25 protein-coding genes are annotated in these 26,207 nt (G+C 50.1%); 8 read left to right on the plus strand and 17 right to left on the minus strand.

Annotated features, from left to right (window positions below):
* Positions 1 to 66: 66 nt before the first annotated feature.
* The 13 genes from LVQ76_RS20000 to asnC all read right to left on the minus strand — a co-directional run bounded on the left by LVQ76_RS20000 (position 67) and on the right by asnC (position 11,524).
* Positions 67 to 486 (minus strand): F0F1 ATP synthase subunit epsilon, encoded by a 420-nt coding sequence (locus LVQ76_RS20000; RefSeq protein WP_124025055.1) that lies wholly within the window; start codon positions 484 to 486, stop codon positions 67 to 69.
* 20 nt (positions 487 to 506) lie between these two features.
* Positions 507 to 1,889: a F0F1 ATP synthase subunit beta gene (gene atpD / locus LVQ76_RS20005; RefSeq protein ID WP_064514874.1), complete on the minus strand. Its 1,383-nt coding sequence runs from the start codon at positions 1,887 to 1,889 to the stop codon at positions 507 to 509.
* A gap of 28 nt (positions 1,890 to 1,917) precedes the next feature.
* Positions 1,918 to 2,781 carry a F0F1 ATP synthase subunit gamma gene (gene atpG / locus LVQ76_RS20010; protein ID WP_115631717.1) on the minus strand — a complete coding sequence of 288 codons (864 nt, stop codon included), beginning with the start codon at positions 2,779 to 2,781 and terminating at the stop codon, positions 1,918 to 1,920.
* A gap of 50 nt (positions 2,782 to 2,831) precedes the next feature.
* Complete coding sequence (atpA, locus tag LVQ76_RS20015; protein WP_124025053.1) at positions 2,832 to 4,373, minus strand: F0F1 ATP synthase subunit alpha; 1,542 nt, start codon at positions 4,371 to 4,373, stop codon at positions 2,832 to 2,834.
* A 12-nt stretch (positions 4,374 to 4,385) separates the two neighbouring features.
* Positions 4,386 to 4,919, minus strand: a complete 534-nt coding sequence (gene atpH, locus LVQ76_RS20020) for a F0F1 ATP synthase subunit delta (protein ID WP_064514880.1) — start codon at positions 4,917 to 4,919, stop codon at positions 4,386 to 4,388.
* A 14-nt stretch (positions 4,920 to 4,933) separates the two neighbouring features.
* A complete protein-coding gene (gene atpF / locus LVQ76_RS20025; protein ID WP_034460698.1) occupies positions 4,934 to 5,404 on the minus strand; it encodes a F0F1 ATP synthase subunit B in 471 nt (156 codons plus the stop codon).
* Between the two features lie 61 nt (positions 5,405 to 5,465).
* Positions 5,466 to 5,705: a F0F1 ATP synthase subunit C gene (gene atpE, locus LVQ76_RS20030; protein ID WP_004393045.1), complete on the minus strand. Its 240-nt coding sequence runs from the start codon at positions 5,703 to 5,705 to the stop codon at positions 5,466 to 5,468.
* Between the two features lie 48 nt (positions 5,706 to 5,753).
* On the minus strand, positions 5,754 to 6,572 hold the full coding sequence (atpB, locus tag LVQ76_RS20035; RefSeq protein ID WP_034460700.1) for a F0F1 ATP synthase subunit A: 819 nt from the start codon (positions 6,570 to 6,572) through the stop codon (positions 5,754 to 5,756).
* An 8-nt stretch (positions 6,573 to 6,580) separates the two neighbouring features.
* Positions 6,581 to 6,961: a F0F1 ATP synthase subunit I gene (atpI, locus tag LVQ76_RS20040; RefSeq protein ID WP_064541969.1), complete on the minus strand. Its 381-nt coding sequence runs from the start codon at positions 6,959 to 6,961 to the stop codon at positions 6,581 to 6,583.
* Positions 6,962 to 7,579: 618 nt separating this feature from the next.
* Entirely contained in the window at positions 7,580 to 8,203 is a 624-nt protein-coding gene (gene rsmG, locus LVQ76_RS20045; protein ID WP_151993918.1) for a 16S rRNA (guanine(527)-N(7))-methyltransferase RsmG, read from the minus strand.
* Positions 8,204 to 8,262: 59 nt separating this feature from the next.
* Positions 8,263 to 10,152, minus strand: coding sequence for a tRNA uridine-5-carboxymethylaminomethyl(34) synthesis enzyme MnmG (mnmG, locus tag LVQ76_RS20050; RefSeq protein WP_232864007.1), 1,890 nt, complete (start codon positions 10,150 to 10,152; stop codon positions 8,263 to 8,265).
* Between the two features lie 373 nt (positions 10,153 to 10,525).
* Positions 10,526 to 10,975: an FMN-binding protein MioC gene (gene mioC, locus LVQ76_RS20055; RefSeq protein ID WP_064555894.1), complete on the minus strand. Its 450-nt coding sequence runs from the start codon at positions 10,973 to 10,975 to the stop codon at positions 10,526 to 10,528.
* 90 nt (positions 10,976 to 11,065) lie between these two features.
* Positions 11,066 to 11,524: a transcriptional regulator AsnC gene (asnC, locus tag LVQ76_RS20060; protein ID WP_034499887.1), complete on the minus strand. Its 459-nt coding sequence runs from the start codon at positions 11,522 to 11,524 to the stop codon at positions 11,066 to 11,068.
* Positions 11,525 to 11,680: 156 nt separating this feature from the next.
* Between asnC and asnA the strand changes: the two genes are divergently transcribed.
* Positions 11,681 to 12,673 (plus strand): aspartate--ammonia ligase, encoded by a 993-nt coding sequence (gene asnA, locus LVQ76_RS20065; protein WP_232922328.1) that lies wholly within the window; start codon positions 11,681 to 11,683, stop codon positions 12,671 to 12,673.
* Between the two features lie 3 nt (positions 12,674 to 12,676).
* Here asnA and viaA read toward each other — a convergent pair whose 3' ends face one another.
* Both viaA and ravA read right to left on the minus strand, forming a co-directional pair.
* Complete coding sequence (gene viaA / locus LVQ76_RS20070) at positions 12,677 to 14,128, minus strand: ATPase RavA stimulator ViaA (RefSeq protein WP_232864010.1); 1,452 nt, start codon at positions 14,126 to 14,128, stop codon at positions 12,677 to 12,679.
* On the minus strand, positions 14,128 to 15,621 hold the full coding sequence (gene ravA, locus LVQ76_RS20075; protein ID WP_232864011.1) for an ATPase RavA: 1,494 nt from the start codon (positions 15,619 to 15,621) through the stop codon (positions 14,128 to 14,130). Before ravA ends, viaA begins: the two co-directional genes overlap by 1 nt.
* Before the next feature lie 227 nt (positions 15,622 to 15,848).
* On the opposite strand from ravA, the gene kup reads away from it, so the two are divergent.
* From kup to rbsR, 7 genes are all read left to right on the plus strand, one after another.
* Positions 15,849 to 17,717 carry a low affinity potassium transporter Kup gene (gene kup / locus LVQ76_RS20080; protein ID WP_151993923.1) on the plus strand — a complete coding sequence of 623 codons (1,869 nt, stop codon included), beginning with the start codon at positions 15,849 to 15,851 and terminating at the stop codon, positions 17,715 to 17,717.
* 194 nt (positions 17,718 to 17,911) lie between these two features.
* A complete protein-coding gene (gene rbsD / locus LVQ76_RS20085) occupies positions 17,912 to 18,331 on the plus strand; it encodes a D-ribose pyranase (protein ID WP_232905446.1) in 420 nt (139 codons plus the stop codon).
* Positions 18,332 to 18,338: 7 nt separating this feature from the next.
* Positions 18,339 to 19,853 carry a ribose ABC transporter ATP-binding protein RbsA gene (gene rbsA, locus LVQ76_RS20090; protein ID WP_232905447.1) on the plus strand — a complete coding sequence of 505 codons (1,515 nt, stop codon included), beginning with the start codon at positions 18,339 to 18,341 and terminating at the stop codon, positions 19,851 to 19,853.
* Entirely contained in the window at positions 19,850 to 20,815 is a 966-nt protein-coding gene (gene rbsC, locus LVQ76_RS20095) for a ribose ABC transporter permease (protein ID WP_232864014.1), read from the plus strand. Before rbsA ends, rbsC begins: the two co-directional genes overlap by 4 nt.
* A gap of 28 nt (positions 20,816 to 20,843) precedes the next feature.
* Complete coding sequence (gene rbsB, locus LVQ76_RS20100; RefSeq protein WP_151993927.1) at positions 20,844 to 21,731, plus strand: ribose ABC transporter substrate-binding protein RbsB; 888 nt, start codon at positions 20,844 to 20,846, stop codon at positions 21,729 to 21,731.
* A 72-nt stretch (positions 21,732 to 21,803) separates the two neighbouring features.
* The gene (gene rbsK, locus LVQ76_RS20105) at positions 21,804 to 22,733 is read left to right on the plus strand and encodes a ribokinase (protein WP_232864015.1); all 930 of its coding nucleotides are present in this window, start codon (positions 21,804 to 21,806) and stop codon (positions 22,731 to 22,733) included.
* Between the two features lie 2 nt (positions 22,734 to 22,735).
* Positions 22,736 to 23,728: a ribose operon transcriptional repressor RbsR gene (rbsR, locus tag LVQ76_RS20110; RefSeq protein ID WP_232864016.1), complete on the plus strand. Its 993-nt coding sequence runs from the start codon at positions 22,736 to 22,738 to the stop codon at positions 23,726 to 23,728.
* Here rbsR and mdtD read toward each other — a convergent pair.
* Complete coding sequence (gene mdtD / locus LVQ76_RS20115; protein ID WP_151993930.1) at positions 23,725 to 25,107, minus strand: multidrug transporter subunit MdtD; 1,383 nt, start codon at positions 25,105 to 25,107, stop codon at positions 23,725 to 23,727. The two genes, rbsR and mdtD, sit on opposite strands and share 4 nt — an antisense overlap.
* A 43-nt stretch (positions 25,108 to 25,150) precedes the next feature.
* Positions 25,151 to 25,849 carry a FadR/GntR family transcriptional regulator gene (locus tag LVQ76_RS20120; RefSeq protein ID WP_232864017.1) on the minus strand — a complete coding sequence of 233 codons (699 nt, stop codon included), beginning with the start codon at positions 25,847 to 25,849 and terminating at the stop codon, positions 25,151 to 25,153.
* Positions 25,850 to 26,207 lie beyond the last annotated feature (358 nt).

The following is a 26,207-nucleotide window of genomic DNA, read 5'->3' on the forward strand; positions in this document are numbered from 1 at the left end:
AAGGTTCAGACGAAAAAAATGCCAGTCAGGGAAACCTGGCTGGCATTTGTCTTTTCAAGCAGGTAGTTACATCGCTTTTCTGGTCAACTCGATAACGCGAAGTTTCGCGATCGCCTTAGCCAGTTCAGCAGAAGCCTGAGCGTAGTCCACATCACCGTGGGAACTATGGATGCGCTCTTCCGCTTTACGCTTCGCTTCCAGGGCTCGAGCTTCGTCGAGGTCCTGACCGCGAATTGCGGTATCGGCCAGCACGGTTACCGTGCCAGGCTGCACTTCCATCACACCACCAGACAAGTAGATATACTCTTCATGTCCGTGCTGTTTAACGATGCGGATCATACCAGGCTTAATGGCGGTGAGCAGCGGGGCGTGGCCAGGATAAATCCCCAGCTCACCTTCGCTACCCGTTACCTGGATCTTCTCAACCAGACCGGAGAACATTTGGCTCTCCGCGCTGACGACGTCCAGGTGATAAGTCATTGCCATGTCACCCTCCGATTAAGGCGTTAAAGTTTTTTAGCTTTCTCAACGGCTTCGTCGATAGTACCAACCATGTAGAACGCCTGCTCTGGCAGATGGTCATATTCGCCGTCCATGATGCCTTTAAAGCCACGGATAGTATCTTTCAGCGATACGAACTTGCCCGGAGAACCGGTAAAGACTTCTGCTACGAAGAATGGCTGAGACAGGAAGCGCTGAATCTTACGCGCACGTGCTACAACCAATTTATCTTCTTCAGAAAGTTCATCCATACCAAGAATGGCGATGATGTCTTTCAGTTCCTGGTAACGTTGCAGAATAGACTGCACGCCACGCGCGGTGTCGTAGTGTTCCTGGCCAACAACCAGTGGATCTAACTGACGGCTGGTGGAATCCAGTGGATCTACCGCAGGGTAGATACCCAGAGACGCGATGTTACGGCTCAGTACCACGGTTGCATCCAAGTGAGCAAAGGTGGTTGCTGGAGATGGGTCAGTCAAGTCATCCGCAGGTACGTATACCGCTTGAACAGAAGTGATTGAGCCAGTTTTGGTGGAGGTAATACGCTCCTGCAAAACACCCATCTCTTCTGCCAGAGTTGGCTGGTAACCTACCGCAGATGGCATACGACCCAGCAGTGCAGATACTTCTGTACCGGCCAGGGTATAACGGTAAATGTTATCAACGAACAGCAGAACGTCACGACCTTCGTCACGGAACTTCTCAGCCATGGTCAGACCGGTCAGCGCAACGCGCAGACGGTTACCTGGTGGCTCGTTCATCTGGCCATAAACCAGTGATACTTTGTCCAGAACGTTGGAGTCGGTCATTTCGTGGTAGAAGTCGTTACCCTCACGAGTACGCTCACCCACACCTGCAAACACAGAGTAACCGGAGTGCTCGATCGCGATGTTACGGATCAGCTCCATCATGTTTACAGTTTTACCAACACCCGCACCACCGAACAGACCAACTTTACCGCCCTTAGCGAACGGGCAAATCAGGTCCATTACTTTGATGCCGGTTTCCAGCAGATCCTGAGAGCTTGACAGCTCTTCGTAGCTTGGAGCAGAACGGTGAATAGCCCAACGCTCTTCCTCGCCGATATCGCCTTTCATGTCGATAGGCTCGCCCAGGACGTTCATGATACGACCCAGAGTTGCTTTACCTACCGGCACTTCAATTGGGTGATCGAGGTTAGAAACTTCCAGACCACGACGCAAACCATCAGAAGTACCCATGGCGATAGTACGAACTACGCCACCACCTAACTGTTGCTGAACTTCCAGCACCAGACGGTCTTTACCATTTGTAACCTCAAGAGCGTCGTACACTTTTGGTACGGCATCCTGAGGGAACTCGACGTCCACCACGGCGCCGATTACCTGGATAATCTTTCCAGTAGCCATCTCGAATCCTCTAAATACGTAAACCTGGTTATACCGCGGAAGCGCCACCGACGATTTCGGTGAGTTCCTGAGTAATGCTGGCCTGACGAGCTTTGTTGTAAACCAACTGCAGCTCTTTAATCAGGCTGCCGCCATTGTCGGTAGCGGCTTTCATCGCCACCATACGTGCGGCCTGCTCGCTGGCCAGGTTTTCTACGACGCCCTGATAAACCTGAGATTCCACATAACGGCGCAACAAGGTGTCCAGCAGCGCTTTAGGATCAGGTTCATACAGATAATCCCAGGATTTCTTCTTCAACTCGCCGTCTTCTGCTGGCGGTAACGGCAGCAGTTGGGTAAGGGTAGGAACCTGAGACATTGTGTTAATAAATTTGTTGCTGACAACATACAGCTTGTCCAGACGGCCTTCATCGTAGGCCTGCAACATCACTTTCACCGGGCCAATCAACTCGGACAGGGAAGGGTTATCACCCATACCAGTCACCTGAGCAACAATATTGCCGCCTACAGAGTTGAAGAAAGAGACGCCTTTAGAGCCGATCATTGCGATTTCGCTTTGAACGCCTTTATCGGACCACTCTTTCATGTCAGCCAGCAGCTTTTTGAACAGGTTAGTGTTCAAGCCACCACACAGACCACGGTCAGTGGACACCACCAGGTAGCCCACGCGTTTGACTTCGCGTTCATCCAGGTAAGGGTGTTTGTATTCAAGATTACCCAAAGCCAGGTGGCCGATCACTTTACGCATAGTTTCTGCGTAAGGACGGCTGGCAGCCATGCGTTCCTGCGTTTTACGCATTTTGGACGCGGCGACCATTTCCATTGCTTTGGTGATCTTCTGCGTGTTCTGGACGCTTGCGATCTTACTACGTATCTCTTTTGCGCCGGCCATGAGCTTCTCCTCAATGCCTTGCGGCTTGCCCTAAGACAAGCCGCCAGACTTTACCAGGACTGAGTTGCTTTGAAGGAATCGAGGATGCCTTTCAGCTTGCCTTCGATTTCGTCGTTATAGCCACCAGATTGGTTGATTTCTTGCATCAGTGGAGCATGGTCACGGTCAACGTAAGCCAGCAGAGCGGCTTCGAAGCTACCGATTTTAGCCAGTTCCACATCTTCGAGGTAACCACGTTCAGCAGCGAACAGAACCAGAGACTGCTGCGCAACAGACATCGGCGCATATTGTTTCTGTTTCAGGAGCTCGGTCACTTTCTGACCATGGCTCAACTGCTTACGGGTCGCATCGTCAAGGTCTGATGCAAACTGAGAGAACGCAGCCAGTTCACGATACTGTGCCAGAGCGGTACGGATACCACCGGACAGTTTTTTCATGATCTTGGTCTGAGCAGCACCACCAACACGAGATACGGAGATACCCGGGTTAACCGCAGGACGAATACCGGCGTTAAACAGTGTTGATTCCAGGAAGATCTGACCATCGGTAATAGAAATTACGTTGGTCGGAACGAACGCGGAAACGTCACCCGCTTGCGTTTCGATAATCGGAAGCGCAGTCAGGGAACCTGTTTTGCCTGTTACTTCACCCTTAGTGAATGCTTCAACGTATTCAGCGTTTACACGCGCAGCACGTTCCAGCAAACGGGAGTGGAGATAGAATACGTCGCCTGGGTAAGCTTCACGACCTGGTGGACGACGAAGCAGCAGGGAAATCTGACGATAAGCAACAGCCTGTTTAGACAGGTCATCATAAATAATCAGTGCATCTTCACCGCGGTCACGGAAGTATTCACCCATCGCGCAACCGGAGTACGGTGCCAGGTATTGCAGTGCAGCAGATTCTGATGCAGTTGCAACAACAACGATAGTGTTAGCCAGTGCGCCGTGCTCTTCCAGTTTACGAACCACGTTAGAGATAGTGGACGCTTTCTGGCCGATAGCAACGTAGATACATTTGATGCCGGAATCACGCTGGTTGATGATGGCATCGATTGCCAGAGCAGTTTTACCTGTCTGACGGTCACCGATGATAAGTTCACGCTGACCACGACCGATTGGGATCATGGCATCGACGGACTTATAACCAGTCTGTACAGGTTGGTCTACGGATTGACGTTCGATTACACCAGGTGCGATCGCTTCAACGGCAGCAAAACCGTCATGCTCAAGCGGACCTTTACCATCGATAGGTGCACCCAGGGTGTTCACCACACGACCCAGCAGGCCACGGCCTACCGGTACTTCAAGAATACGGCCAGTACACTTAACTTTCATGCCTTCGGCAAGGTCAGCGTACGGACCCATTACTACTGCACCTACAGAGTCGCGCTCGAGGTTCAGTGCAATGGCGTAACGGTTTCCCGGAAGGGAAATCATCTCACCCTGCATTACATCGGCCAGGCCGTGTACGCGGATGATACCGTCACTTACAGAAACGATTGTACCTTCGTTGTGAGCCTCGCTCACAACACTGAACTGAGCAATGCGCTGCTTGATCAGTTCGCTGATTTCGGTGGAATTCAGTTGCATGCTCCAGTCCCCTTAAGACTGCAAGACGTCTGTCAGGCGATCAAGACGGCCGCGTACGCTACCATCAATAACCATATCACCTGCGCGGATAATGACACCCGCCATTACAGACTTGTCAATTTTGCAATTCAGCTTAACTTTGCGTGACAGACGTTTTTCCATCGCGGCGCTGATTTTCGAAAGCTGGTCTTCGTTTAATGCGCTGGCAGAAGTCACTTCGACTTCAACGGTAGCCTCTTGGGCTGCACGCAGTTGAACGAATTGCTCAAGAACATCAGGAAGAACTTTCAGACGCCCATTTTCAGCCATCACCTTAATCAGGTTCTGGCCATTGGCGTCTAGCTGGTCACCACAGATGGAGATAAACGACGCAGAGAGCGTATCCGGAGCTAATGCGCCGGAAAGAAGCTCTGCTATTTGTTCGTTTTTAGACACCTCAGCGGCGAAACCCAGCATATGCTGCCAGTTATCAACGCTTTGGTGCTCGACGGCAAAGTCAAAAGCTGCTTTGGCGTAGGGGCGAGCTACAGTTACAAATTCAGACATCAGCCCCTCCCTCCTTACAGTTCAGCGACCAGTTTATCAACGATGTCGCTGTTAGCAGCTTCATCCACGGAACGTTCAATGATCTTCTCGGCACCGGCGATAGCCAGCAGAGCCACTTGCTTACGCAGTTCTTCACGAGCGCGTTTACGCTCTGCGTCGATTTCTGCCTGAGCCTGTGCAACGATTTTGTCACGTTCCTGCTCTGCCTCGGTTTTAGCTTCTTCAAGGATCTGAGCACGGCGTTTGTTCGCCTGCTCAATAATCACCTGAGCTTCACCTTTGGCTTTTTTCAGCTGGTCGGTCGCGTTGGCCTGTGCAAGGTCAAGGTCCTTTTTGGCACGTTCTGCAGAAGAGAGACCGTCAGCAATTTCTTGTTGACGCTTCTCGATGGCAGCCATGATTGGCGGCCATACGTACTTCATGCAGAACAGAACAAACAGGACAAACGCGATGGCCTGGCCGAGGATTGTTGCGTTAAGATTCACAGCACAATGCCTCTTTGTTAGTTAACGTTCTGATATTGCTTGGTGTATTAAGCAATGCTTACTACGCGACGGCGAACATCACGTACAGACCCAGACCAACAGCGATCATCGGGATAGCATCCACCAGACCCATAACGATAAAGAACTGAGTACGCAGCAGAGGAATCAAATCAGGTTGACGCGCTGCGCCTTCCAGGAATTTTCCACCGAGGATGCCGATACCGATCGCCGCACCGATTGCCGCAAGGCCCATCATAATTGCGGCAGCCATGTACAGCAGATCCATATTCAGGTTTTCCATGACAGTCTCCAGTTTGTTTCAGTTAAAACGCAGTAGTGGTAAGTAAAATCAATGCTCTTCAGATGCCATCGACAGATAGACGATCGTCAGAACCATGAAAATGAAGGCTTGCAGCGTAATGATCAGGATGTGGAAAATGGCCCAAGGCACACTCAGAATCCACTGTGACCACCACGGCAACAGACCAGCAATCAGAATGAAAATCAATTCACCGGCATACATGTTGCCGAACAGTCGCAGACCAAGAGAAATAGGTTTGGAAAGCAGGCTCACACCTTCAAGGATTAAGTTGAACGGTATAAATGCCCAGTGATTGAACGGCTGCAGCGTCAGCTCTTTCGTGAAGCCGCCAATGCCTTTCATTTTGATGCTGTAGAAAAGAATCAGGATAAACACGCCAAGCGCCATAGACAGGGTGATGTTCACGTCCGCAGACGGCACCACACGCAGGGCTGGCAGGCCAAAGATATGCTCGCCGATGAACGGCAGGAAATCGATTGGCAGCAGGTCCATCAGGTTCATCAGGAATACCCAGACAAAGACCGTCAGAGCAAGCGGTGCAATGACCTTACTCTTGCCATGGTACATGTCTTTGACACTGCTATTAACAAAACCGATGACCAACTCAACTGCTGTCTGGAATTTCCCTGGGACACCACTAGTAGCATTTTTTGCTACTTTGCGGAATAACACCAGGAACAAGAAACCCAGAACCACGGAGAAGAACATGGAGTCAATATTGAGTGTCCAGAAGGTAGCTGGGGGGTGATACGGATCAACCAGCGAGAAAGTACGCAGGTCCAACTGAAGGTTATTCAGATGGTGGCCTATATACTCCTGCGGTGTAGAGATTTCTCCTGCAGACATGATGCCTCTTACCCTTTGTTGTTAATTACAGCTGGTGCGAGTATCTGCACAACCAGCACCGAAACCCACGTCACAATAAGCGGCAACAAGACCGCCTTAAAACCAGCTAACGCCACCACCAGTATGGTAAAGCTCGCTATCACCTTTAATACTTCGCCGATAGCGAAGGTCCAGGCCAAACGGCCCTTTGACGGTGTATGCACCTGGTGACGCCAGGCAAAATTCATAAATACAGCATTTGGCAACCAGGCTGCCAGGCCTCCGCCAAAAGCAGAAGCACCCCACGCGGGGTCTTTGAGGCAAAACAGCAATCCAATTGCTATCACTGCAAGAAGCTGAAGGAACAGAAGCTTACGAGCAACGTTTCTACTCAATAGCGACACAGACATGGCGTATCCTAACTCCTGCTCCCTTCGGGGTATGTCGCGCTGGTATAAAACTGCCTTTACGTCTTTGAGTCAAGCCTCAAAAAGCGAGCAAATTATACGGTGCGGCCCCGTGATTTCAAACAATAAGTAGCAAAAAGGTGAACAAATGTTTAAATATTTTCCAACGCAGTTATTTTTCAACTTTTTCTAAATACTGGTTATTTTCCCTAAAAGGGCAAACAACCGAAATAGTCGCCTAATAAAGCGTGCACAAGATCACAAATCAAACATGTCACAGCCATTATGCATTTGTCTGTCTCATTAAGTGCGAAACACAGATGTCTGATAAATAAGCTGATTACTGTCTACTCTATTTAAAATAGCCTGAAACATCATTAAAACATTTCATTGACATTTTTATTTATATTTTAACAATTATCCGCGTTTGATACTTACGTAATATTTAGCAGGGTTATATTTTCATGCTTAACTACTTTTAAACCTAACTCTGCATTTCGCGTTAAAAAAGTGATAGAGAAAAGTTAAACTCACGTTAAATGTAACCAGAGATTTCAGGCCTTTTCTCTTGATTTTTTAACCAAAAAGAAACAATCCTTTTTCGCCTTTTTTTGATAAATATTAATTTTTGTTTGGCTTAATCATCACCAGATGACGTTCACCATCAAGCTCTGGCACCTGCAAACGAATCACTTCTTCAACCGTGAAGCTTGCGGGTAAGGCTGCAATTTCATCATCCGGGCGCAATCCTTTGAGAGCATAGAAGCGACCATGCTCAGCAGGCAGATGTTTACACCAGGTCACCATGTCAGTCATTGAGGCAAAAGCACGGCTGATAACCCCATCAAAAGGTGGCTCGGCCGGGAACTCTTCTACACGGCTTTGTACTGGCGTGATGTTATCAAGGTGAAGCTCATGCTGGACCTGCCGCAGGAAGCGTACGCGCTTACCGAGGCTGTCGAGCAGCGTAAAATGCGAGTCCGGGCGCACAATGGCCAGCGGGATCCCTGGTAAACCAGGACCTGTTCCCACATCGATAAAACGTGAGCCCTGCAAGTACGGCTCTACAACGATACTATCCAGAATATGGCGTACCAACATGTCTTCAGGAAGACGAACAGAGGTTAGGTTATACGCTTTGTTCCACTTGTGGAGCAGTTCAACATAACCCACCAGCTGTTGTTTCTGGTTTTCTGGCAGCGTAATGCCTGCGCTTTCCAGCAGGCGATTCAGTTTGTTAAGCACTGTGGTCAATACCCATCAAAAAAACGGGCCAGGAATTCCTGGCCCTGAAAATTTATAAATCAGGCGCTACGGCGTAGCAGGCCTTGTTTTTTTAGCCAGACAAGCAAAATGGAGATCGCCGCCGGGGTTACCCCTGAAATGCGTGATGCCTGGCCTATTGAGACTGGTTTGTGATCGTTAAGCTTAGCGATCACTTCGTTAGAAAGACCACTCACCTGCCGGTAATCCAGCGTTGCAGGAAGCAACGTATTTTCGTTACGTTGTTGTTTTTCAATCTCTTCTTGCTGACGCACGATGTAGCCTTCGTATTTGACCTGAATTTCTACCTGTTCAGCAGACTGTGGATCTTGAAGACCCGGTGCAAATACTGACAGTTGCATCATCTCAGCATAGGTCATTTCTGGACGACGCAGCAGATCTTCGCCATTTGCTTCACGCGATAGTGGAGCACTTAGCTTGGCGTTCACTTCTTCAACACTTTCAGAGTGAGGATGCAGCCAGATGTCTTTCAGACGCTGACGCTCAAGCTCAATGCTTTCCAGCTTTTCGTTAAAGCGTGCCCAACGTTCGTCATCCACCAGACCCATTTCACGGCCAACAGCGGTTAAACGCAGATCGGCGTTATCTTCACGCAGCATCAGGCGGTATTCAGCACGTGAGGTAAACATGCGGTACGGTTCTTTCGTGCCGAGGGTGCAAAGATCGTCTACCAGTACGCCGAGGTATGCCTGTGAGCGAGCTGGTGCCCAACCCTCTTTCTCTGCAGAGAAGCGTGCTGCGTTCAAACCAGCCAATAAGCCTTGTGCCGCAGCTTCTTCGTAACCGGTAGTGCCGTTGATTTGGCCAGCAAAGAACAGACCCTGAATGTATTTACTTTCCAGCGTTGGTTTCAGATCGCGAGGATCGAAGAAGTCGTATTCGATAGCATAGCCAGGTCGCACGATCTTCGCATTTTCCATGCCTTCCATCGAACGGACGATCTGCATCTGCACGTCAAACGGCAGGCTGGTGGAGATGCCGTTCGGGTAGATTTCGTTGCTGGTTAGTCCTTCAGGTTCAAGGAAGATTTGGTGCTGATTGCGATCAGCAAAACGCATCACTTTGTCTTCGATTGACGGGCAGTAACGCGGGCCAATCCCTTCGATAACACCTGCATACATCGGGCTGCGATCGAGGTTATTACGAATAACGTCATGCGTTTTTTCGTTCGTATGCGTGATGTAACACGGTACTTGCGCAGGATGCTGGTTCACATTTCCCATGAACGAGAACACCGGCATTGGGGTATCGCCATGCTGCTTTGCAAGTACGCTGAAATCGATGGTGCGTGCGTCGATACGTGGTGGTGTGCCTGTTTTCAGGCGACTGACACGAAGTGGCAGTTCACGCAGACGACGTGAAAGCGAAATGGATGGCGGATCGCCTGCACGGCCACCGCTGTAGTTATCCAGTCCGATATGAATTTTGCCGTCCAGGAACGTACCGACAGTCAGTACCACGGATTTAGCGCGGAACTTCAGACCCATTTGGGTGACAGCACCGACAACGCGATCGTTCTCAACAATCAGATCTTCAACAGCTTGTTGGAAGATCATCAGGTTCGGCTGGTTTTCCAGTGCAGTGCGTACCGCCTGGCGATACAGCACTCGGTCTGCCTGAGCACGAGTAGCCCGTACTGCAGGGCCTTTACTCGCGTTTAGTATCCTAAACTGGATACCGGCATGGTCGATAGCTTTTGCCATCAAACCGCCTAAAGCATCCACTTCTTTAACCAGATGTCCCTTGCCAATACCACCGATTGCTGGGTTACAAGACATCTGTCCCAGAGTGTCGATATTGTGAGTCAAAAGAAGGGTTTGTTGGCCCATCCGTGCAGCGGCCATTGCAGCCTCAGTGCCTGCATGACCCCCGCCAATGATGATGACGTCAAAAGGATCTGGATAAAACATGGTACTGCCTCACGGTTTTGCAAATGGGGGGATGACTGATTCCCGAGGTTGGCGATTCTACTTAACTTTAGCCTTTCGAGAAAGTATTGGGATCGTAGGTAATTAAAAGAAGATCTTTTTTATTTAAAGATCTCTTTATTATGATCTCTTATTAGGATCGGCATGTTCTGTGGATAACCGTTTTTATGCTAAAGAGATCAAGTGATTAAGAAGGATCATTAGCTGTGAATGATCGGTGATCCCAGAACGTATAAGCTGGGATCAAAATCACTAGTTATGCACAACTCAAAAAGTGAACAGGAGTTGTTATTGGGATAACTACTGCTTAACCCAAGGTTTTAAGCATACTTATACACAGATAAAAGTTAGATCTTTACAAATCCAGGAGTAAATTCTTCCATGATCCGACCCAAATCTCTGCCGGATCCTCCGGAATATCGTGATCAAGGATGTTCACTTTGAGTAAAGAGCCCACTCTTTTAGCTCCGCACTCCGTCAGAAGGGTGTCCAATTTTTCAATTGCGCCGCAAAAAGTGTCGTATTCACGACTACCAATTCCGATTGCACCATAATGAAGAGAACTCAGATCCGGACGTTCTTCATTTATAGCATCGAACAACGGTTGCAGATTGTCAGGAAGATCACCTGCTCCATGAGTAGAAGAGACAATCAGCCATATCCCACTGGTTTGTAGATCTTCAAACAGTGGCCCATGCAGCGTTTGGGTCGTAAAACCCGCCTCATCTAGCTTCTGCGCTAAATGTTCAGCCACATATTCAGCACTGCCCAGGGTACTGCCGCTAATCAGAGTAACTTCTGTCATTGCGATCCCACCTTTTCGAAACGATGGGCATTGTACGCTGTGTAAGGCCTGCGATCTACCTGTGGATAATATGGGTATTAAAAATAGCGGCTATGGCTTGATAGTGCGCATGATCGGGTTCTGGAGGGAGATCAGTGTCTCGGTGGACTGAATTTCATCAATTGTTTGGATCTTGTTGATAAGTACCTGTTGCAGCGCATCGATAGATCGACACATCACCTTAATAAAGATGCTGTAGTGTCCGGTGGTGTAATACGCCTCGGTGACTTCTTCGAGGCTTTCCAGTTTTGCCAGTGCCGAAGGGTAGTCCTTCGCACTCTTTAAAATGATGCCGATAAAGCAGCAAACGTCGTATCCCAACTGCTTGGGACTGATATCGATGCGTGCGCCGGTAATAATTCCCGCCTGTTTCATCTTCTCTACGCGCACGTGAATAGTGCCAGGGCTAACACCGAACTGTTTAGCCAGTTCTGCGTAAGCGGTACGCGCATTTGCCATTAAAGCGTCGAGGATGCCGCGATCGAGATTGTCGATCTGATAATTATCCATCACTTTTTCCTATGATTAGTAACGATAGTTCAGATTTTATAGCCTTAAATTAGTCGATTGAAAACCAGTAAGGCTTTTTTATTGTTGATTATTGAATGTTATGCCGAGTTTGTTGCTTAATCATCGTCAGTAAAACAACACAATAAAGAGAAAACCATGAAAACTGCCTACATCGCTAAACAACGCCAGATTAGTTTTGTTAAGTCCCACTTCTCTCGTCAACTGGAAGAAAAGCTTGGTCTGATGGAAGTCCAGGCTCCGATTCTCAGCCGCGTGGGTGATGGTACACAAGACAATCTGTCTGGTTGTGAAAAGGCGGTGCAGGTGAAGGTGAAAACCTTGCCTGACGCGCAGTTTGAAGTGGTGCATTCGCTGGCTAAATGGAAAAGAAAAACACTCGGCCAGCACGACTTCAGCGCGGGCGAAGGGCTTTACACGCACATGAAAGCTCTTCGCCCCGATGAAGACCGTTTGACCCCTATTCACTCTGTGTACGTTGATCAGTGGGATTGGGAACGAGTTATGGGTGAAGGAGAACGTCATCTCGGTACGCTCAAGCAAACTGTAGAAAGCATCTGGGCGGCAATGAAAGCCACGGAAGCCGCAGTGAGCGAGCAATACGGTTTGACGCCTTTCCTGCCTGAACAAATCCACTTTGTTCATAGCGAAGAGCTACAACAGCGTTTCCCCGACCTTGATGCAAAAGGGCGTGAGCGTGCGATTGCCAAAGAGCTGGGCGCGGTGTTCCTGATTGGTATTGGTGGCAAACTGGCAGATGGAAAACGCCATGATGTTCGTGCACCGGATTACGATGACTGGTCAACCGCCTGTCAGGGCGATTTCAAAGGGTTGAACGGTGACATTATGGTGTGGAACCCGATCCTCGAAGATGCGTTTGAGCTCTCGTCTATGGGGATTCGAGTCGACGCTGAAACTTTAAAACGCCAGTTGGCCGTAACGGGTGATGACGATCGTCTGCAACTTGAGTGGCACCAGTCACTGCTCAAAGGTGAAATGCCGCAAACTATTGGTGGTGGTATTGGCCAGTCTCGCCTGGTGATGCTGATGCTGCAACAGCCGCACATTGGTCAGGTACAGTGCGGCGTGTGGCCTGCTGAAGTCCATTCGAAGGTAGCATCACTGTTGTAAGAATTAACGCCGCCAGCGACGCAGCAGGCGGCTACGCATCCCGGTATCGAAGCGCCAGATATGATCGAATATGCGCATGATGCCGGGCTTACCATGCCCCGACATCGCGACTGCATGAAAACGATGTAAATGTTTACGCTGCAGATCCTTCACTTGTGTGACGACATCATCTGGCAAGCGTTGAGCAATAAAGTCAGAAATCACAACCGCATCGGCATCAAACCATTCACTTCCCTGCATTTTTTCTGCGATTGCCCTAAAGCAACTGGCGAGATCGGTACCACCGCGAAAACGCTGGCTCAGAAAACGGATCGCTTGCTCAATACCATCTGCACCACACACCTCGTAGCGCACCACTTCACTGGAAAACAGCATGATGAAACAGCGACGGTTATCGGCCAGCGCCACGCGCATCAGTGCGAGGCAAAACGCTTTGGCACATTGTTCGTTAAAACCACCCATTGAACCTGAAGTATCCACGCAAACAATGAAAGGCCCGCGTGGCTGCTCGTCAAAATTCTGGTGAACGACAGGGCGCTCGACAACTTTCTCGCGCCAGGAATCACCATGTAACCGATAAGTCAGCAACTGCTTTTCCACCAGCCGACGATAGAACTCAAATTCCAGCTCACTAATGCCAAGTGTTGCCAACTCTGGGGGTAATAACCGCAAAATGTCATCGCTACGCTGAAGCCCGTCAACCTGTTCTGGCACCGTTGCGGGCTCACGCACCAACATGCGCCAGGTTTCGGTTGGAGCATCTTTTCTCGGCACCGCTTTTGCTTCTTTAGAGCGACCAAGCTGTTCGGCCAGTTTGAGCAATTCAGGCTGGCTGGCAAGAAAATCACCGTACTGAACGATGAGCTGATAATCCCCACGTTTAAGCGAACCGGCACTCATATCCCACAGACGCCCTGCGGCGTTATCGCTATCGACTAAAACTGGTTCTAGCTGGCCGCTTAATGCCAGACGCTGCTGCACTTCAGCGAGCAACAGGTCACGCTCGTCTTCCAGTAATTGTTGGTTAAGTGATGTGGTCTGAACCACCAGACTCAGACGCCAGCGTTGCAGAAACAGCGTTTGTTGGGCGGGTGTCAGTCGAGGTGTTTCGGCCACCAGCTTCTGGGCTTGCTCAAAAAAGGGTGAATCGACGCTTTTCAGTAACTGTAAAATTTCCGACAGTTTTGCAGAAAGCTGGCTGGTGGTAAGCAACTGGCTTTCCTGATAACACTGCACTTCCCGGGCTAATTCTTGAGGGATGTTGGTGTCATGCAAGCGGGCTTTCAGCAATTCGCGCCAACGGGGGATGTCTTTGGTCACCGCCTTTTTCATGCGCGGGAATTTCTCAAAGAATATAGCCAGCTGCGGGGCTGCCAGCAGCGCGATAATCACTCCTTCTATTAATTCACCCTCGCTAATCGCGAGGATGACATCAAGAGCCTCAACGCTGAGCATTAATGCCGCGCCTGTTTAATCTGTTCGGCCACATCTTGCAGACTGGCTTCGATCTTTCCAAGCCAATCGTTGTGGATAAACAGGCATTTTTGCTGATCGTTAAATCGTTCATGTTGCTGGTGGAGAGTCTCTTCGAGAGAGTCAAATTGCTGCTTGATCTCCTCTGGCATGCCTTCCTGCTGTTTGCCCGGCATCATCAGCCGCGTGCCTTGCAAACTGATATCGCGCAAAACCAGATGCTGGCTGCTGTCGACTTCCATATTCAGAACCTGGGCAAAACCAATACCGTTGAGTTTACCGCGTAATTCGCCACCTTTTATTAGCCATTGAGCGCAGGCTTCACGGGGAATGGATACATGGAGAACTTCGATATCATGCAGTTTTAGCGGTTGCTGGAGCAGCAATGTCAGCGTTTCGCCCATCAGATTGTCAGGCAACTGATACTGAGGGCGACGGGCAAACATGCCGCCCTGTTTGGCCACCGTGATGGCTTCGCGGTCGCTATGCTGCTGTTGTAACTGAATCCGGCGCTGCACGATGGCTGCTAATTTACTGAGCATGGCATGTTGTTGCCACGCGTGCCCTGTCATCAATATTTCCAGCTGTTGTTGCATCAAATTCATCGCTGCGGTGTCGTGCCACAGGCAATCTTTCAGCAGGATTAAATCAATTGGCGCGACGGAATTTCGGCCATTAAAGAAGGCGCTGGCTTGCAGCAGACGAATGGCTTTCTTCCAGCGGCGGTCTGATACATAAGGTGCTCCCGACACATTCTCTAGCTGCTGGCGCAAAGTGAAGATCAGCTCAAATACATTATCCGGTAACGAAACCGTGCCAATATCTTTCTGCCACTGGAAATACTCATCGTCAGTGACTTGCAGGCTTTCGGGAACCGGGTTGTCGTTCTCATCATGTTGGCTGACCAGCATTGAGCGGAAATTGCCTTTATCCTGCACTTTGTCGAGCCACAGGCGAATCAGCATACGGTCGTATAAGGCTTCCAGGCTGCTGTCTGCTTCCGGGAGTTCATTGGAGGCGGCCACCAGCAAACGCATTGGGATTTTTTCTTCACTTGCCCCATTACGGAAACGGCGTTCATTTATTGCGGTCAGCAGAGTATTCAGAATTGCTGGGCCTGCCTTCCAGATTTCATCGAGAAAGACGATTTCAGCTTCTGGCAAATAGCCCGCAGTCAGACGTTCATAGCGGCCTTCATCTTTTAAAGCCTGAATGGAAAGCGGACCAAACACCTCTTCTGGGGTCGAGAAACGCGTCATCAGGTATTCAAAAGCGCGCGCATGCTGGAATGCAAACTTCAGTCGGCGGGCAATCAAACTCTTGGCTATACCTGGAGGGCCAAGCAAGAAAACACTTTCTCCGCTTAGCGCTGCCAGCAGGCAAAGACGCACCGCGTGTTGGCGTTCAAACAATCCTTTTTCCAGTGCCTGGCTAAGCCGTGAAATTCTTTCAGCCAATAAATGTGATTGAGCCATAATTAGCATTGCATCCTTACGCGGTATAAAACTCATTGGGTACAGCGAGTATATCGTTCATCTATATTATCGTTAATGGATTGATGAACGGCTCTTTTTTCCCTGACATAAGTTAAGCCTGTTGTATTTAGGGGTACGATTTACTTCATTATCGTGCATACTGTGCGCCTTTTTGTGGGCCAAGGGACTAAGCACACGCTTTCAGGATTCCAACAAAAGATTAGTCTATGAGCGCTGATAATAAACAATCATTGCCTGCGATAACGCTGGCTGCAATTGGGGTGGTATACGGTGATATCGGTACTAGCCCGCTTTATACCCTTCGTGAATGTCTGTCTGGTCAATTTGGGTTTGGCGTAGAACGTGACGCCGTATTTGGCTTTTTATCTTTAATTTTCTGGTTATTGATCTTAGTCGTCTCTGTTAAATATCTCACTTTTGTCATGCGTGCTGATAACGCCGGTGAAGGCGGTATTTTGACGCTAATGTCTTTGGCTGGGCGTAATACTTCGGCAAGAATGACGTCGGTGCTGGTGATCATGGGATTGATCGGCGGCAGCTTCTTCTATGGCGAGGTAGTCATCACCCCGGCAATATCGGTTATGTCGGCCATCGAAGGGCTTGAGATAGCCGCGCCGCAGCTTGACGCCTATATCGTTCCGTTGTCGATAGCAGTACTGACTCTGCTGTTTATGATTCAGAAACACGGTACTGGGCTGGTGGGTAAACTGTTTGCTCCTGTCATGATGCTATGGTTCCTGGTTCTGGCAGTGTTAGGTGCGCGCAGTATTATCGACAACCCGGAAGTGCTTCATGCGCTGAATCCTGCGTGGGCGGTGCACTTCTTCATCGAATACAAAACAGTTTCATTCTTTGCTCTCGGCGCTGTAGTGCTTTCTATTACCGGGGTTGAAGCGTTGTATGCGGATATGGGCCACTTTGGTAAGTTGCCGATTCGTATTGCGTGGTTCTCGGTGGTATTGCCGTCACTGGTGCTTAACTATTTCGGCCAGGGCGCACTGCTGCTCAAAACCCCGGAAGCTATAAAGAACCCATTCTTCTTGTTAGCTCCTGACTGGGCGCTGATCCCGCTGATGATTCTGGCAACACTGGCAACGGTTATCGCTTCTCAGGCGGTTATATCCGGCGTGTTCTCGTTGACTCGCCAGGCTGTGCGCCTGGGTTACCTGTCGCCAATGCGCATCATCCACACCTCGGAAATGGAATCCGGGCAGATTTATGTGCCAGCAATTAACTGGCTCCTTTATATCTCCGTGGTGATTGTGATTGTGAGTTTCGAGCACTCCAGCAACCTGGCAGCAGCTTACGGTATCGCGGTAACGGGTACGATGGTGCTGACGTCCATCCTTTGTTGTACCGTCGCCACCAAAAACTGGCACTGGAACAAAATTGCTGTGCTGCTGATGGGCTTTGCTTTCCTGTGTATCGATATCCCGTTGTTCTCAGCTAACGTGGTCAAAATCTTCTCCGGTGGTTGGCTGCCGCTGTGCCTGGCGCTAGTGATGTTTATCATTATGACGACCTGGAAAAGCGAGCGTTTCCGTCTGCTGCGCCGTATGCATGAGCACGGAAATTCACTGGAAGCAATGATTGCCTCCCTGGAAAAATCACCGCCGGTACGCGTGCCGGGTACAGCGGTTTATATGTCCCGTGCGCTGAACGTGATTCCTTTTGCCATGCTTCACAACCTCAAGCACAACAAAGTGCTGCATGAGCGCGTGGTACTCCTGACGCTGCGAACTGAAGATGCACCGTACGTTCATAATGTACGTCGTGTTTCTATAGAACAGCTTTCGCCTACCTTCTGGCGAGTGGTCGCAAGCTACGGCTGGCGCGAAACGCCAAACGTGGAAGAGGTGTTCCATCGCTGTGGCCTGGAAGGGTTGAGCTGCCGAATGATGGAGACGTCGTTCTTTATGTCCCATGAATCGCTGATCATCGGCAAACGCCCGTGGTATTTGCGACTGCGCGGCAAGCTATTCTTAGCCTTGCAACGAAACGCTCTGCGAGCGCCTGACCAGTTCGAAATCCCGCCAAACCGGGTTATCGAGTTAGGTACCCAGGTCGAGATTTAACGCCAACGCCTCTTCAATCGAAGGGGCGTTTTTCTTTGCCTCTTGACTGAACGCGCTCTCATTTCCTTCTTAATGAAACAATGCAGCGAAACGTTTCGATGGCGATCACATTTCCGCAATGTGCTGGTTGTTTTACCATCACTATATTTCCTACACTTTACTCCAGCGAAACGTTTCGCTAGTGGAGTAAGAAAATGAAGAAAGGCACAGTTCTCAACGCTGATATCTCGTCTGTTATTTCCCGTCTTGGCCACACCGACACGCTGGTGATTGGCGATGCAGGATTGCCGATCCCGCGCAATACACCGCGTATAGATTTGGCTCTGACTCACGGCGTACCGGGTTTTATGCAGGTCGTTGAAGTCGTAACGCAAGAGATGCAGGTTGAAGCGGCGTACTTAGCTTCGGAAATTAAACAACATAATCCCCAACTCCATGAAACGTTGCTTAGCCATATCGAGCAACTGCAACAACACCAGGGAAACACCATTTCTATTCGTTACATTAGTCATGAGCAGTTCAAGCAACACACCGCTGATAGCCAGGCGGTTATTCGCAGCGGGGAGTGTTCCCCGTATGCGAATATCATTCTCTGTGCTGGCGTAACTTTCTGAGGCCGGCATGGAACCGTTACTGCAATTAAAAGGGATCGATAAAGCGTTCCCGGGCGTAAAAGCCCTGTCAGGAGCCGCGCTGAATGTTTATCCGGGGCGCGTGATGGCGCTGGTAGGTGAAAACGGCGCAGGCAAATCCACCATGATGAAAGTGCTGACCGGCATTTATCAGCGTGATGCGGGTTCGCTGTTGTGGCTTGGCAAAGAAACCATCTTTACCGGCCCAAAATCCTCACAGGAAGCGGGCATCGGGATTATTCATCAGGAACTCAACCTGATTCCGCAGCTCAGTATTGCGGAAAACATCTTCCTCGGTCGTGAATTTGTTGGCCGTTTCGGCAAGATTGACTGGACGAAAATGTACGCCGAAGCAGACAAACTGCTGGCGAAACTGAACCTGCGCTTTACTAGCCAGAAGCTGGTGGGTGATTTGTCGATTGGCGATCAGCAGATGGTCGAAATCGCCAAGGTTCTGAGCTTCGAGTCGAAAGTCATTGTGATGGACGAACCAACCGATGCTTTGACCGATACCGAAACCGATTCTTTATTCCGCGTTATCCGCGAGCTGAAAGCCCAGGGACGTGGCATCGTCTATATCTCCCACCGCATGAAAGAGATCTTCGAGATTTGCGACGACGTGACCGTGTTCCGCGACGGGCAGTTTATTGCCGAACGTGAAGTGGTGACGCTGACCGAAGATACGCTTATCGAAATGATGGTCGGCCGTAAACTTGAAGACCAATACCCACGGCTGGATAAGCAACCCGGCGAAATCCTTCTGCGCGTCGATAACCTTTCCGGACCAGGCGTACATGACGTGAGTTTCACTCTGCGCAAAGGTGAAATCCTGGGCGTTGCCGGTTTGATGGGTGCGGGCCGCACCGAATTAATGAAAGTGCTGTATGGCGCACTGCCGCGTACCGGCGGTTATGTTGCGCTGGACGGTCGTGAAGTGGTGACGCGCTCACCGCAAGATGGCCTGGCAAACGGCATTGTTTATATCTCGGAAGACCGTAAGCGTGATGGGCTGGTGCTCGGCATGTCGGTGAAAGAGAACATGTCGCTGACCGCACTGCGCTACTTCAGCCATAACGCGGGCCGCCTGAAACATAAAGATGAACAGCAAGCGGTGCAGGACTTTATCCGTTTGTTCAACGTGAAAACCCCATCAATGGAACAGCCGATTGGGCTGCTTTCAGGGGGGAATCAGCAAAAAGTGGCGATTGCCCGTGGCCTGATGACGCGCCCGAAAGTGTTGATTCTTGATGAACCAACGCGCGGAGTTGATGTTGGGGCGAAAAAAGAAATTTATCAATTAATCAATCAGTTCAAAGCCGATGGGTTAAGCATCATTCTCGTTTCGTCCGAAATGCCGGAAGTCCTCGGTATGAGCGACCGAATTATGGTGATGCATGAAGGCCATTTGGGCGGGGAATTTACCCGTGAAGAGGCTACCCAGGAAATACTCATGGCGGCGGCCGTCGGCAAGTTAAATCGCGTGAATCAGGAGTCTGTAAAATGAGTACCCAGTCTATTTCGACACGTCGCTGGTTCACTAAAGCGTGGCTATTGGAGCAAAAATCACTGATCGCACTATTGGTGTTGATTGCTGTTGTCTCGAGCCTTAGCCCTAACTTCTTCACTGTAAATAACCTGTTCAATATCCTGCAACAAACCTCCGTGAACGCCATTATGGCGGTTGGGATGACGCTGGTCATTTTGACTTCCGGGATCGACCTTTCCGTCGGTTCTTTACTGGCGCTGACCGGAGCTGTGGCCGCCTCGATTGTTGGTTTAGAAGTGAATGCCCTGGTGGCCATTGCCGGTGCACTGGCGTTGGGTGCTGCAATCGGGGCTGTAACAGGGGTGATTGTTGCTAAAGGGCGAGTCCAGGCATTTATTGCCACGCTGGTGATGATGCTTTTGTTGCGTGGTGTGACGATGGTGTACACCAACGGCAGCCCGGTAAACACTGGGTTCTCTGATAACGCGGATCTGTTTGGCTGGTTTGGTATTGGCCGCCCACTGGGGATCCCAACGCCTGTGTGGATCATGGGTATCGTTTTCCTGGCTGCATGGTACATGCTGCACCACACTCGCCTGGGTCGTTATATCTACGCGCTGGGCGGTAATGAAGCTGCGACGCGTTTGTCCGGTATCAGCGTTAACAAAGTCAAAATTATTGTTTACTCACTTTGCGGTCTGTTGGCGTCTTTGGCCGGGATCATCGAAGTGGCGCGTCTTTCCTCTGCACAACCAACGGCGGGTACCGGCTATGAGCTGGATGCTATCGCTGCGGTGGTTCTGGGTGGAACAAGCCTGGCGGGCGGGAAAGGGCGAATTGTTGGGACGCTGATCGGTGCGCTGATCCTGGGCTTCCTTAACAACGGGCTGAATTTATTAGGTGTTTCTTCTTATTACCAGATGATCGTCAAAGCAGTGGTTATTTTACTGGCGGTGCTGGTGGACAATAAAAAGCAGTAACAATCATAACCCTACAGGACATCTGACTATGAATATGAAAAAACTAGCTACCCTGGTTTCCGCTGTTGCACTGAGCGCCACGGTTAGCGCTAACGCGATGGCGAAAGATACTATCGCGCTGGTTGTTTCCACGTTGAATAACCCGTTCTTCGTTTCACTGAAAGACGGCGCGCAGAAAGAAGCCGACAAACTGGGCTACAACCTGATTGTTCTGGACTCGCAAAATAACCCGGCAAAAGAGCTGGCCAACGTGCAGGACCTCACGGTTCGCGGCACTAAATTGATGCTTATCAACCCAACGGACTCCGATGCCGTAGGTAATGCGGTGAAAATGGCCAACCAGGCTAAAATCCCTGTGATTACCCTCGACCGTATGGCGAATCAGGGCACCGTAGTGAGCCACATTGCTTCTGATAACGTTGCTGGCGGCAAGATGGCTGGTGACTTCATCGCTAAGAAATTGGGTGAAGGCGCGAAAGTTATCGAACTGCAAGGTATTGCGGGTGCATCTGCTGCCCGTGAACGTGGCGAAGGCTTCAAACAAGCAACGGCTGCGCACAAATTTACCGTTCTTGCGAGCCAGCCTGCTGACTTCGACCGTACTAAGGGCCTGAACGTCATGCAAAACTTGCTGACTGCGCATCCAGATGTGCAGGCGGTGTTTGCTCAGAACGATGAAATGGCGCTGGGCGCGTTGCGTGCACTGCAAACCGCTGGTAAATCCGACGTGCTGGTGGTTGGTTTTGACGGTACTGCTGACGGCGTGAAAGCTGTTGAAGGAGGCAAGCTGGGCGCAACCGTGGCACAGATGGCCGACCAGATTGGTGTTATCGGCGTAGAAACCGCAGACAAAGTATTGAAAGGCGAAAAAGTCGACTCCAAAATCCCGGTCGACCTGAAGCTGGTTACTAAATAAGACAACAATAGAAAAGCAGGGCACCGTGCCACTCCAGAAATGGGGGTGGCACACTTAACTGGACGGATAAAAATGAAAACTAAAGGCAATCTCGTCGTCCTGGGCAGCATCAACGCTGACCATATCCTGAACCTCGAACATTTCCCAACGCCGGGTGAAACCGTTACCGGGCAAGAGTATCAGGTCGCGTTCGGTGGGAAAGGGGCAAACCAGGCAGTTGCTGCCGGGCGCAGCGGCGCAGACATTGCCTTTATTGCCTGTGTGGGCGATGACGACACCGGAAGCCGTGTTTGCAAGCAACTGGCAAGCGACAAAATCGATACTTCCCCAGTCAGCACTATTAAAGAAGCCTCTACAGGTGTGGCACTGATCTTCGTGAATGGCGCCGGGGAAAATGTAATTGGCATTCACGCCGGGGCGAACGCGGCATTAACGCCAGCGCTTGTGGCTGAACAGAACCAAAAAATTGCAGAAGCTTCTGCACTTTTAATGCAGCTTGAGTCACCGCTGGAAAGCGTGTTGGCGGCGGCTAAAATTGCTCATCAGAACAAAACTAAAGTCGTGCTCAATCCTGCACCGGCCTGTGAATTATCAGACGAGCTGCTTGGGCTGGTGGATATGATCACGCCAAATGAAACCGAAGCGGAAAAGCTGACGGGCGTGCGCGTTGAAAACGATGACGACGCAGCAGTTGCGGCCAAAGCTCTGCATGCGAAAGGCATTCAAACCGTGATTATTACGCTTGGCAGTCGCGGCGTTTGGCTTAGTGAAAACGGCAAAGGTCAGCGCGTACCAGGTTTTAAAGTTAAAGCCGTGGATACCATCGCCGCTGGCGACACCTTTAATGGTGCGTTGGTGACGGCCTTGCTGGAAGAAAAACCAATGAATGAAGCGATTCGTTTTGCACATGCGGCTGCCGCTATTGCCGTGACTCGTAAAGGTGCGCAACCTTCCGTGCCATGGCGTCATGAAATCGACGAGTTTTTGCAACAGCAAGGATAATCATGGCCACCATGAAAGACGTCGCGAAGCTGGCGGGAGTTTCGACTTCTACCGTTTCGCACGTCATTAATAACGACCGTTTTGTGAGTGATGCCGTTCGTGCAAAGGTTGATGCGGCAATCAAGACTCTTAACTATGCGCCATCCGCTCTGGCGCGTAGCCTCAAACTCAATCAAACGCACACTATCGGGATGCTAATCACCGCTAGTAGCAACCCATTTTATTCGGAACTGGTACGCGGTGTGGAACGGAGTTGCTTTGAGCGCGGCTACAGCCTGGTTCTCTGCAACACCGAAGGCGACGAACAGCGGATGAATCGCAACCTGGAAACGCTGCTGCAAAAGCGCGTCGACGGTCTTCTTCTTTTATGTACTGAAACCCATCTCCCTTCGCCTGACATCATGAGTCGCTATCCTTCTATTCCAACCGTGATGATGGACTGGTCGCCTTTCGAGGGCGAAAGCGATGTGATTCAGGACAACTCGCTGCTCGGCGGCGAGACTGCAACGCAACATCTTATTGATAATGGCTATACCCACATCGCTTGTATTACCGGCCCGCAGGATAAAACGCCAGCGCGTTTGCGCCTCGAAGGTTATCGCAAGGCGATGAACCGCGCAGGGCTTGAGATTCGTGAAGGGTATGAAATTATTGGCGACTTTGAGTTTCAGGGTGGTTTCACAGCGATGAATTCCCTGCTTGCACTGGAACAACCGCCGCACGCCGTATTTACTGGCAATGATGCGATGGCGGTTGGCGCATATCAGGCTTTGTATCAGGCGGGATTGACGGTTCCACAGAATATGGCGGTTGTTGGTTACGATGATATAGAACTGGCGCGTTATATGACGCCACCGCTCACAACTATTCATCAGCCTAAAGATGAATTGGGTGAGTTGGCCGTTGATGTGCTGATACACCGAATGGCACAACCCTCCCTGGAGCAACAGCGCCTGTTTCTGACGCCTGAACTGGTGGTGCGTGGTTCGGCCTAGCGTTTAATCATGTTGCGCCCATCTTTCGGGCGTAACAGTAAGAACACGAGAGCCGAAACGAGCGTCACCCCACCCATCGTCAGGAATGTATAGTGGAACTGCTCGACAGTGTTAATACTCTCGACGCCCTCATATAGACGAAGTACAGCTGCACTTACCGCGACGCCAAGGCTAATTGCCAGTTGTTGCGTCACCGCCAATACACTATTTCCGCTACTGGCATTTTCATCGGTGAGGTCCGCAAGCGTAATAGTATTCATAGCCGTGAACTGCGTGGACATCGCCATCCCAAGAATAAATAGCGGCAGAATCAGTAGCCACACTTCCATCCCCGGCGACTGCAATGAAAATTGTCCAATCAGCAAACCGATGATCACAGTCACACAGACTAACGTTTTCCTGTAACCCAGTCGGCGTAATACCTGAGTCACGGTGGATTTAGCCAGCAGAGAACCAATTGCAGTCGGTGCCATCATGCAGCCAGCGATCAGCGCCGAATAGCCAAAACCAACCTGTAGCATTAAAGGCATAAGGAAGGGGACGCAACCGGTGCCGAGGCGCGATGCGAGATTCCCGATAATACCGACAGAGAAGGTTCTGGTACGAAACATCGGCAGCGCGATCAGTGGCGTAGGATGTCGGCGTGCATGCCATATATAAGTGGCTAACAGAACCAGACCGCCAATAATGGTCAAAATGCCGATATAACTTGAAACAATTCGCTCGCCGAATAATTCCACTCCGCTTGAGAAAAGCACAAGGCTTAGGCCAAACAGAAGAAAACCTGTCATATCAAAGCCACGACGTGAAGTCGTAAAGTTTGGCATGTACTTACGTGCGTAAATCAGCCCAAGGATACCAATAGGTATATTAATGAGGAAAATCCAGTGCCAGCTCGCCCATGTAACCAAAACACCGCCGAGTAGTGGGCCGAGGATGGGGCCGACCAATCCGGGCATGGTGACAAAGTTTAAAACCGGTAAGAGTTCACTGCGCGGATAGGCTCGTAGTAATGCTAAGCGGGCGACCGGCATCATCATCGCCCCGCCGATACCCTGTATCACACGGAAGACAACCAACTCACCGAGCGAGTTTGACATCGCGCAGGCAAACGAACCGAGAGTAAAGAGGGAAACCGCAAACATAAACACGCGCCGAGTACCAAAGCGGTCGGCAAGCCAACCACTGACGGGGATCAGCATCGCAACGGTTAAGGTATAACTGATAATCGCGGATTGCATTGCCAGTGGAGAGCGCCCAAGACTATGAGCAATTGCGGGTAAGGCTGTGTTGAGAATTGTGGCATCCAGCGCCTGCATAAAGAAAGCCATTGCCGCTATCCACGGTAACCCGGCCATACTGCGAGCTGTTTTGGTCATTTTTATCCTGATGTTTTAAACGCATCCAGGAGAAGGCGAGTCTTTACCCTTGAGCGGAGGGTTCTTTTAACAGTGTCTGGCCGGCGATTAACGCGGCCTGGCTGTCGCCCTGGGTAATGGCATCAACGATTGCCTGGTGCAAGTCGAGCTTAATAACGTCGTTATTAGTTATTGCGGTAAAGTAATTGTAATAAATAGAGCGGAATAAGTTAGCGAAAGAACAAAGGAAAGGGTTACCACTCATTGCATAGATTTGTTCATGGTAAGCCATATCGATTTCTATCCAGCGTTGGCGGTCAAACGAGCCTTTCAGCTTTACCATTTCTACCATCATCTCGTTGAGAAATGTTTTCTGCTCTTGAGTGCCATTAATAGCGGCCATGGCACAGGCTTGTGGTTCCAGGCTATTACGCATAACAAGGAAGTAATCCACCACATCATTAAAGTTCTCCTCTGTCATCCACCACGTGAGCAACTCCTTATCAAGGAAGTTCCAGTGACTGCGAGGCATAACTCGAGTACCAATACGCGGGCGAGGTAGAACCATTCCTTTTGCTGTTAATGTCTTTACTGCTTCTCGTACCGCTGTGCGACTAACTCCGAAGATCTCACCCAATTCGATTTCACCAGGCAATATACTGCCCGCTTCGTACTCACCTCGAAGAATGCGTTGCGCTAGTTTTTCCGCAAGAACATAGGAAAGGTTCTTTTGTGCCGCGAGTTGTTGTGCAGATAGAGACATAAATGCAATTCCTTTAGCGTTGTTTCTATTTGTAGTATGCCACCAGGTGTCTTTTACTGGTGCTTAAAACAGCAAATATCCCGTGTAACAGCTGTTTTGTAGTGCTTTTGGCGAAAAAAAAGACGCTTGGTAATCTATTTGCAATAAACACTTGTCAGCCCCCAGAAAATCCCTATACTGCGCCTCCACTGACACGGCACAACGGCTTACAAACCGGCTTGTCAGCCAGATGAAAAGCGAAAATAAACGCTTGACTCTGAAAGAGGAAAGCGTAATATACGCCACCTCGAGTTAGCAAGCGAAAGCGCGCAACTCACTGCTCTTTAACAATTTATCAGACAATCTGTGTGGGCACTCG

The sequence above is a fragment of the Buttiauxella cochleicola genome (assembly GCF_021283185.1).
GTDB classification, from domain to species: Bacteria; Pseudomonadota; Gammaproteobacteria; order Enterobacterales; family Enterobacteriaceae; genus Buttiauxella; species Buttiauxella massiliensis.